Source organism: Stappia sp. (assembly GCF_048268045.1).
GTDB lineage: Bacteria > Pseudomonadota > Alphaproteobacteria > Rhizobiales > Stappiaceae > Stappia.
Window position 1 is genome coordinate 77,733 of the sequence record NZ_JBLWWG010000014.1, and the last position, 8,438, is coordinate 86,170.

General features: G+C 63.9%; 7 protein-coding genes. 3 read left to right on the forward strand and 4 right to left on the reverse strand.

All coding sequences use genetic code 11. From position 1 onward, the window contains the following. Positions 1-93 precede the first annotated feature (93 nt). Positions 94-2,520: a YbcC family protein gene (locus ACN0WF_RS18235; RefSeq protein ID WP_417774198.1), complete on the reverse strand. Its 2,427-nt coding sequence runs from the start codon at positions 2,518-2,520 to the stop codon at positions 94-96. A gap of 19 nt (positions 2,521-2,539) precedes the next feature. Then, the gene (locus ACN0WF_RS18240; RefSeq protein WP_417774187.1) at positions 2,540-4,099 is read right to left on the reverse strand and encodes an NADH-quinone oxidoreductase subunit L; all 1,560 of its coding nucleotides are present in this window, start codon (positions 4,097-4,099) and stop codon (positions 2,540-2,542) included. Between the two features lie 108 nt (positions 4,100-4,207). On the opposite strand from ACN0WF_RS18240, the gene ACN0WF_RS18245 reads away from it, so the two are divergent. Continuing rightward, positions 4,208-5,083, forward strand: a complete 876-nt coding sequence (locus ACN0WF_RS18245) for a LysR family transcriptional regulator (RefSeq protein ID WP_417774188.1) — start codon at positions 4,208-4,210, stop codon at positions 5,081-5,083. Between the two features lie 625 nt (positions 5,084-5,708). On the opposite strand, the gene ACN0WF_RS18250 is transcribed toward ACN0WF_RS18245, so the two are convergent. Together ACN0WF_RS18250 and ACN0WF_RS18255 are read right to left on the reverse strand one after the other, a co-directional pair. Then, positions 5,709-7,133: a hypothetical protein gene (locus ACN0WF_RS18250; protein WP_417774189.1), complete on the reverse strand. Its 1,425-nt coding sequence runs from the start codon at positions 7,131-7,133 to the stop codon at positions 5,709-5,711. A gap of 41 nt (positions 7,134-7,174) precedes the next feature. Beyond that, the gene (locus ACN0WF_RS18255; RefSeq protein WP_417774190.1) at positions 7,175-7,477 is read right to left on the reverse strand and encodes a hypothetical protein; all 303 of its coding nucleotides are present in this window, start codon (positions 7,475-7,477) and stop codon (positions 7,175-7,177) included. Between the two features lie 107 nt (positions 7,478-7,584). Here ACN0WF_RS18255 and ACN0WF_RS18260 point away from each other — a divergent pair, with 107 nt between their 5' ends. Continuing rightward, the gene (locus tag ACN0WF_RS18260) at positions 7,585-8,208 is read left to right on the forward strand and encodes a hypothetical protein (protein ID WP_417774191.1); all 624 of its coding nucleotides are present in this window, start codon (positions 7,585-7,587) and stop codon (positions 8,206-8,208) included. Between the two features lie 44 nt (positions 8,209-8,252). Continuing rightward, positions 8,253-8,429, forward strand: coding sequence for a hypothetical protein (locus ACN0WF_RS18265; protein ID WP_417774192.1), 177 nt, complete (start codon positions 8,253-8,255; stop codon positions 8,427-8,429). The last annotated feature ends 9 nt before the right edge of the window (positions 8,430-8,438 follow it).

Genomic DNA, 8,438 nt, shown 5'->3' on the forward strand with positions numbered 1-8,438 from the left:
AAGGCATGTGCGAAACGGCACGGCTGTCCCTCGTGTGGCATCGCCGAATGGCAAACGCCCGCGGTGTCGACACTGCGGGCGTCTGGCGCCCCCTCAGACGGCAAGCTCGAGCCTCTGCTTCGCAGGTGCGGCATCGGCTTCGTGCATCGACGTCCAGTTGAGCCCCCCGGCGTAACGCCAGTCCATGCCGCCGTCCTCACCTAGGGCGAAAAGGTGCATCCAGCGATTGTCGAACAGGGCGCGCACCTGCTCATGACGGCTCAGCACATCCGCCATCGCCTGCCGCGGCGCTTCGATGCAGACCGACAGCCGCAACGGGTCATGCGCGTACTGCTCACCGTCATGAACCGATTGCCAGGGAAGCCCGGCCCGCAACAGACCGCCATTGCCCTCGACGACACCGATCCCGCCGGTGACATTGTGCAGGAGCTTGTTGCCTCCACCAAACACGTCAGGCGCCACTGTGGATCCGTAATATTGCAGGCTGATCCAGCTCGCAACGACCGCCGGCGCGGTCAGGATCAGTTCGAGCACGCGGAAGTCTTGGTCCTGCGTCCAGTCGTAGTCATGCAGGAAGGCGCGGCCCTCCAGGCTCTTGCCCGCCGTGCGTGCTCTCGGTGCGGCGATGAACGCCTTGCATCCCGCCAGCGCCCATTCCGGCCGCGTCTCGGCCCAGTCGCGGCTGCGCCGCGCGATCTGCGCTTCTCCCGCTGCGCGCGGCAGCCGCACCGCCCGCTCGGTCCGCGCGATCCGGCCGGCGGCCGCCAACCAGCTCTTCAGCTCGTCGATATCCCGCTTGTGGTCGTCCGAGGGATGATCCTCGACATAGAGCGTCATCCGGTCCGTTGTCGTATCGTGCAGGCCGGCAAGGAACAGCGTGTCCAGCGGTATCTCGATGCCTTTCGCGGCAAGCCCCGCCCTGACATCCGGATCGTTCAGAAGCGCCGCCAGCAGCCGCGCGTTGACCTCGCCCGAGTAGCCCCCGCATGCCCCGCAATGAAGACCGCTGGCGTGCGGATTGTTGACGACACTGGCGCCGTGCCCCGCCAGCAGGACCACCCGTGCGAAGCCGCCGGTCAATGACATAGCCCGAAGCACCGTCTCGGCTGCATTGGTCCGCTCGGCAAGATCGGGTACGGGGTCGAGCCGCGGCGCCGGATCGTTCTGCGCGGACGCCGCGTGCTGACCCAACGCATCGCCGAGCAGTTTGCCGACATAGACCGGTCCCGTCGCCTCGACAAAGGCGAACGAGGAAACGGCCGCGAGCTTAAAGCGCCCCCAGGCGCGCCTGGCCCGCGCCTTGTACCGGGCGGCCCGGTCAGCGGCCATGATGTCGGGTGCGCCGGAGCGAGACGTGAGGGCCGGGTTGAGCAACACGGGCAACCGCAGCTCCTCAACATCCGAGGCGAACCGCCGATGCGCCGTGGTCAGGCCAAAAAAGCCCGCGAAGCCGAGTGTCCGGATTGAGGGATTCACGCTTTCCAGTGCGCGGCGAAACACCTCCGAGCGAACGTCGATGCAGAACGCGGCCTGTAGCGCCGGGCGATCACCGACCGGCTGCTGCGATGGCTTGGCAAGCGTTGCCGCCAGAGACCGCTGCGCCGCGCGTTCGGCCGCCTCCTGAAGGATCGCGTCGGTGACAAGATCGGCCGTCGGAGCGACTGGCTCGGCGTGCCGCGCGCAAACGTCCGCCCAGCTCTGCGCCAACCGCTCGCCATGATGCAGGAACAGGGCCTCCTCCCAGATCAGCCGGATCGCGAGGAGATCCGTGATCGTGTGGTCGCGCGCGCCCGCCAGGTCCGCCTTCCACAGCTTGTAGCGGGCGTATTGCGCCCAACCGCCCAGCGTCGCCAGCATCTGATGGAAATAGGTCTCCAGCGCTTCGCCGCCGATGCCCAGCCTCCCGGCAGCCCGGGCGATGGCGGCGGCGGCACTGTCGGGTGTCTCGGAGACATGGCGCGCGAAGCCGGTCAATCCGGCAATCTCGGGGGTCAGGTCGTGGGTGGCGACGGCCCGCCAGGCGGCATAGGCGCTGCGGCCGCGCGGTGCCGCCCACAGCGCCTGTCCCTCGTCGAAATATCCGGCCGCCCAGGCGCCGATCCGCTCTGCGATCACGCCTGGCCAATCGATGCCGGACACCTGCGCCGCCAGATCGGCAACCGTCGGCAGTGCGCGCGGCGGCGCGACATGCCTGTTCGCCTCCGCCTTCAGATCGGCGGGACTGGCGGGCCTAAGCTGCACCGATGCAGCGGCCCAGGCATCGGCAAGATCGGCCTCGGAAATCACCCCGGCGGCGATCTGCCGCGCATACCAGTGCCGCGGCATCGTGACGGTGGCGCCCGCCACCCGCGCCAGCCGCGCGCCGGCTTCCGCCAGGTTCTCTCCCGTTTGCCCCAGAAAGGGATTGACCGCGACGCTCGACGCCAACGGCCAGAGCGGCGGAATGGACCGGGCCGCGGCGCCGGCGGCGGCTTCGATGAGCTGCGTGTCGGGCTTCGATGCGGATTGCGATTGTGACATGGTCAGGGCTCCGGATTGTTCAGGACGGGCTGCGGACGGACCAGCCGCCAATGAGCCGGTCGAAGACGGCGTTGAGGTAGAAGCCATTCGACAGATGCACGCGCAGACCGGCGGCGGCGGGGTGGTAGGCCCACAGCGGGAACATGGCTTGCACGATCGCGATGAGGCCGAAGCTGACGACCGCAAGCACGATCAGCGCCCATTCCAGCGGCCCAGGCGCGGGCGTGGCCGGCAAAATGCCGGCGGTCAGCGATGTCGCCCCCGTCTGGAGCGCGAAATAGCCGATGGAGGTCGCCACCGCATAGAAGACCGTGCGGCGGGTCAGAGCCCTTGGCGCTGCATCGGCAAGGCCTTGCGCGAGCATGTAGGCGACGCCGAAGATCAGGATGGCGCCGAGCGCCACGGCCTGCGGAGATTTGTGCGTCAGGCCAAACCCGGTGCCCACCAGCACATAGATGGCGAGCGCCGACAGAAAGGCCGATGCCACGGCTCCGCTCCCCGGCACGGCGATCGGGCCGGGTCTGGCGACCGCCGCGACCCGCTCCACCGCCCCGCCGGAGGCGAGGAAGGAATGCGCCTTGTAGAGCGAATGCGCCACGATGTGCAGCAGCGCCAGAGGGAAGAGCCCCAGCCCACACTCAAGGACCATGAACCCCATCTGCGCGACGGTGGACCAGGCAAGCGAGGTCTTAACCGCCGGCTGGGTCAGCATCACGAGGCTGCCGAACAGCGCGGTGAACCCGCCGACCAGCACCAGGACAGCAAGAACGCCGGGGGCCAGCAGCATGACGTCGGCGAAGCGTACCAGCAGGAACCCACCCCCGTTGATCACCCCGGCGTGGAGGAGCGCCGAAACCGGCGTCGGCGTCTCCATTACCTCCGTCAGCCAGCCGTGGGTCGGAAATTGTGCCGACTTGAGACAGGCCGCGAGCGCCAGCAGGCCAGCCGCCACAACGGCGAGAGCACCGCCCTGCCCCGTCCGCGCCTCTCCAAGGATCGCTCCGATGTCGAGCGTGTCATAGGCGGCGAAGAGAAACCCGGCAGCACCCAGCAACGCCACGTCGCCGAGCCGCGCGGTGATGAACTTCTTGCGCGCGGCGCGCTGCGCGCTGACGCGACCGGGGTAGAACAGCAGCAACCGGTGGAGGAACACGCTGGTGGCGATCCAGGCGAGAACCAGTTGCAGGAGATTGCCGGCGGTGACGAGCAGCAGCACCGCGGCGAGCGTCGCGCAGAGCCATCCGGTGAAGGGCCCCTGCCGGGCCTCCCCGTCCAGGTAGGTTCCGGCATAGCGGATGACGATCCAGCCGATGAACGTGACGAGGACCAGCATCACCGCGCTGACCGCGTCCAGCCGAACCGACAGACCGACGCCCTGGATCCCGACGAGCGGACTGACGCCGGGGCCGAAAAAGATCAGCCCAACCGTCGCGGCAAGTCCCGCCGCGAGCGCCACGAGCGCCGCCGCTTCAGCCGCTCTGGCAAAGCCCCTTGGCCTGTTCGCGGTGTTCAGAAAGCCGACCGCGGCGCAGACGAGCAGCGCAACAGGCGCCAGCAACGGCAAGAGATGGATTGGCATGCGATGTCCCCCTTGGACGCACATTTCGGTTCGGGGGATTCGTAATCGAGCGGATCGAACAGAAAAAATTCATTGTTCCGTCAATATCGTTCGTTTTAATAGAACGATATGAGAGACCTGAACTTCAATCACCTGCGCTATTTCTGGGCGGTCGCGCATGAGGGAAGCCTGACGCGCGCCGCCGCGCTGATGAACCTGTCGCAGTCGGCCGTATCGGTTCAGATCCAGAAGCTCGAGCATCAGATGGGCCATCCGCTCTTCGAGCGTATTGGCAAAAAGCTGGTGCTGACGGAAGCCGGGCGTATCGCGCTCGACTATGCCGACACGGTGTTCAAGGCCGGCGACGAACTGATGAGCACCCTGCGCGGCCGACCGCTCGACAGCAGGCAAACCCTCAGGGTCGGTGCGCTGACAACGCTGTCTCGCAATTTCCAGCTCGAGTTCCTGCGCCCGCTGGTGGGTCGCTCCGACGTGGAACTTATCGTGCGCTCGGGAAACATTCGCGACCTTCTCGCGCAACTGGAAGCCCACGCCGTCGATGTGGTTCTGGCCAACAGCGCACCTCCCAGGGACGCCCGTTCATCGCTGCGCAACCACCTGCTGAACGAGCAGCCGGTCAGCCTGGTCGGCCGACCGAGGACCGACAAACGCACGTTCCGCTTCCCCGAAGACCTGCGCAACGAGCCCCTGCTTCTGCCAAGCCTCGACAGCGACATCCGCCTGGCGTTCGACCGGGTGCTCGAATTAGCCGGAATCAGGCCGACCATCCTGGCGGAAGTTGACGACATGGCGATGTTGCGCCTGCTCGCCCGCGAGCGCGAGGGCGTCACCCTCGTGCCCCCGATTGTCGTGCGCGATGAACTGGAATCCGGCGTGCTTGTCGAGCACTGGCGCGTTCCCGAGGTCACGGAAAGCTTTTACGCCATCATTCAGGAGCGCCGGTTCCCCAATCCATTGCTGGCGGAGCTTCTCGGCGGGCGATGATGACCTCGCAGCGCGACCGCCCCGGACAACCGCGCGACCACGATGCGCCAAGCCAGACACCCCGCCCTTGCGCCCCCGCCCAATCGGACCGGCAGGCTGCGGCGACGCCGTCCACGTAGACCCGGCATATGCCGGGAGAGAACTTCACGATCGGGCCAAAACCGGCTGCGTGACCTGCAACACCTTCACGCAGATCCCGCCGCATGTTGGATGCGACCCGCCGCAGGACTGGATCGCTCTTCCCCCAACGCTCCGCGAGATGCAGGACTGGATGCAAAACTACGACAACCTCCTGATCGCCGCACCGCTCATTCCCACTCGATTATTCGGGCCCAACCCATCTATTTGATTTATAATCATAAAAAATATTTTCGCGAAAAAAATACCGTCAGGGGATCTGGCAAAAAGCTACGCTTCGGAAATTTCAGGATAAATCGGCCACCGTTCGCGACATGCATTCTTCGCGATATATCGTCTTCTATCAGACAGACTTTGAGGCTGTCTAACCCGATTCATGCACCTCGAGGCGACAATAAAAATACCGTCGAACGACCGAAATGCAACGCGCTTCATCGCGCGAAAAGCTCTGCAATCCGTACTCCGATCCGCCGCCAACACCGGCCTGTCATCTGAGCGCCTGAGGGCCAGAGCTAGGATCCGCCCAGCGTGGCAGTTGCGCCAAGTCGATCAATTCTGCGCGTACCACACCATCGAGCGCTTCGGGGAAAAGCCGAACGACAGCCTTCCACACGGGGTGATCGATCGTGACTTGGTCATGCGTCTCCCGTGCATTGCGGACGATTCTCTGAAGCGATGCGCGTTCGCCAAGGGCAGCCGCGCGGGTTACGCCCAGAAACTGCAGGATCATGTCTGCATAGGGCGCAAAGGCTGTTGAGCCGACCTTGCTATTCAGCATCGCCAGGAGAGCGCCGTCCCCGGAATGGCGGGTGATATAAACGACGTCTGAGTCCTGAACGGCGCTATGCGCGATCGAACAGAGTATCGCGAACAGGCTGGCGAGATGCGCCTGGCCCTTATCCGCATGGGTAGCCCAATACGCATCTTTCCAAGCCGATAGGTCCGGAACGTGCGCGCGGACCGAGGCCCATGCGGGGGCAAAGCTCTCGCTATAAAACGGCGAGGCAGGCTTATCACGTTGCGCCTGCTGGAACGCCTTCCACCAGCGATTGCGAACCTCACGGCAGTAGGTCGCCAGCCGTTCGCTGCGTCGATCTTCCAGGAAAACTGACCTACCCGAACTGGTCTGTAGATCGTCGAGACCGACGAGCCTCGGCTTTAGGTAGCTGCCCTTGCCATCTTCAAGAAGGCATTTGATGACGAGCGTACCGCGCACGACGGATGCGGCCTGCGCGTCGTCATCGAAGATGAAGGCATTCCCGCGTTGCATCGTGATGACATCATGGAATCCTTGTGGCAACGGCTCGTCGAGGTGCCGAAAAATCCAGATCAGCCGCACGCCCTCGCGCCCATAGTGCAAATGCCGGGCTGCGATCTCGGGTGCGAACGGCTTGGAAAGCTGCACTTCGAGCGCAAAGCGACCCAAGTCGCCCATATCGAGGAAAATGTCTGGAAAGCGGCCACGACTATGGATGGCAGGACGCAGGTAGGTATCGATCGCTGACGCTTTGCATCGTGGATCAGCCTTCGCCACCGCTTCGATAACCTGACAGAGCTGGCGATGAAGCGCCGATTCCTGGTTGCCTTGATATTGCGCGGCACGCGCATCGTCCGGCGTGATGGTGCCGCTATCGTACCAAGGGCAAGTCGGCGGACTCTCGGGAAAATGGGCGTAAAACGGAACATGATCCCCATCCACCGCCTGCGCACGGATGAACACGCCGCCTTCGCAAAGTCGACACCGCGCCAATGCCGTATTCGGAGCCTCCTGACGCCGAATATTGATCTGGGTACGCAGGTGCTCCCAGCTTTCGCGGGGCATCGCCATAAGGGTCTCGATCGGCACCGCGCCGCGCGGTAGCTCGAAATCGGCGCTCCGGATGGTTCGCTGCAGGTCAGTCCCGCGACGCACGGCGCGGCGGCTCCCCAGCCTCGCCGTGGCGACGCATTGGTTTAACCGTGATCATAGCGGTTGATCCACGCCAGGCTTAAAAGCCCCTGCGGATCAACCAGCAGGATCTTCATCACACCTTGCTCGGCCGCTCGCTGTTTTGCCTTATGCATCAATTCGAGGGCGGGGAGCTCGAAGCCGCTGAGCCTGCGTGGCTTCGCCATCTGGGCTGTGACAGGACCAACCAGGTCCATTTCAAGTTCAGCGACAATGGATTGCCCAGCGCCTGTGGGACGGTCCACGTAGACCGCGAAATAGGGTTCGCCGGGCGCGCTTGCCTGCTCATTCAAAAAAATCTCGGCCAACAACGCCCTCCCTCGATAGCGGAACCTTTATAGAATATCTTGCTCGACGAACAACATATGGGAATAGCTGACTCAACATTTTGCCGACCTGGAGTATCGACGAGGCTATGTCCGTTCAACGCCTGCGCACCATCGTAAATCTGTCGGTTCCGCCCCTCTTCCGCCAGATAGCGGGCGGTCGGGTGCATTGTGAAAGCGAAGCGACCTTGCAACTCCACCTTGGCAGGATCATCGCCACTGCTGCCGATCTCGAAATCACCAGCGAGCGCGAGACCTTCTCCGTTGAGCTGGAAAAGCCCCTACGGGGCGCCGGCGGCAAGCGCGGCCGCATCGATGTGTGGTTCCGGCTCACTGACGATGACGGTCGACAGTGGCGATGCGCGATCGAGCTCAAATTCTTCAAGCGGAAGAACCATCGAGAACCCAACAATCGCTACGAGGTCTTCAAAGACATTGCGCGCCTTGAAAGTTGCGGTGACGTCGCGGATGTCGGCTTCATGATCGTCGCGACCGACCACCTGCACTACGTCAGCAACGAGGTGTATTCCCTCGCGACCAGCGATTTCGACTTTCGCAACGGGGCGACATATCAGGCCGGAAAGACCCTGACTTACAATACTGGCGGAGACTTCGGCCCGCCCATCACGCTGGCGCGCGACTACCAGTTCCAGTGGGCGGATGGCACGACTTCGCTACACTATCTCTTGCTCGAAGTGACACCAACGCCATGATCGCTCGGGTATCGCTGTCGATATTCGCGTGAGTAAGAACCGATATGGCTGACGGTATTCCTTCCGAAATCCTGACGGAGATCAAGCGCGTCGCCCGCGACGAATGGCCGGAGGATCGGGAGATGCAGCAGTATGCGATCGGCGCTGACGTTGCCCCAAGTTTTATCCAGTTTGACGGAGACTCTGGCGGTGGGTATGGCCGGTATGGCCGGGGTTATTGACGGGGTCTG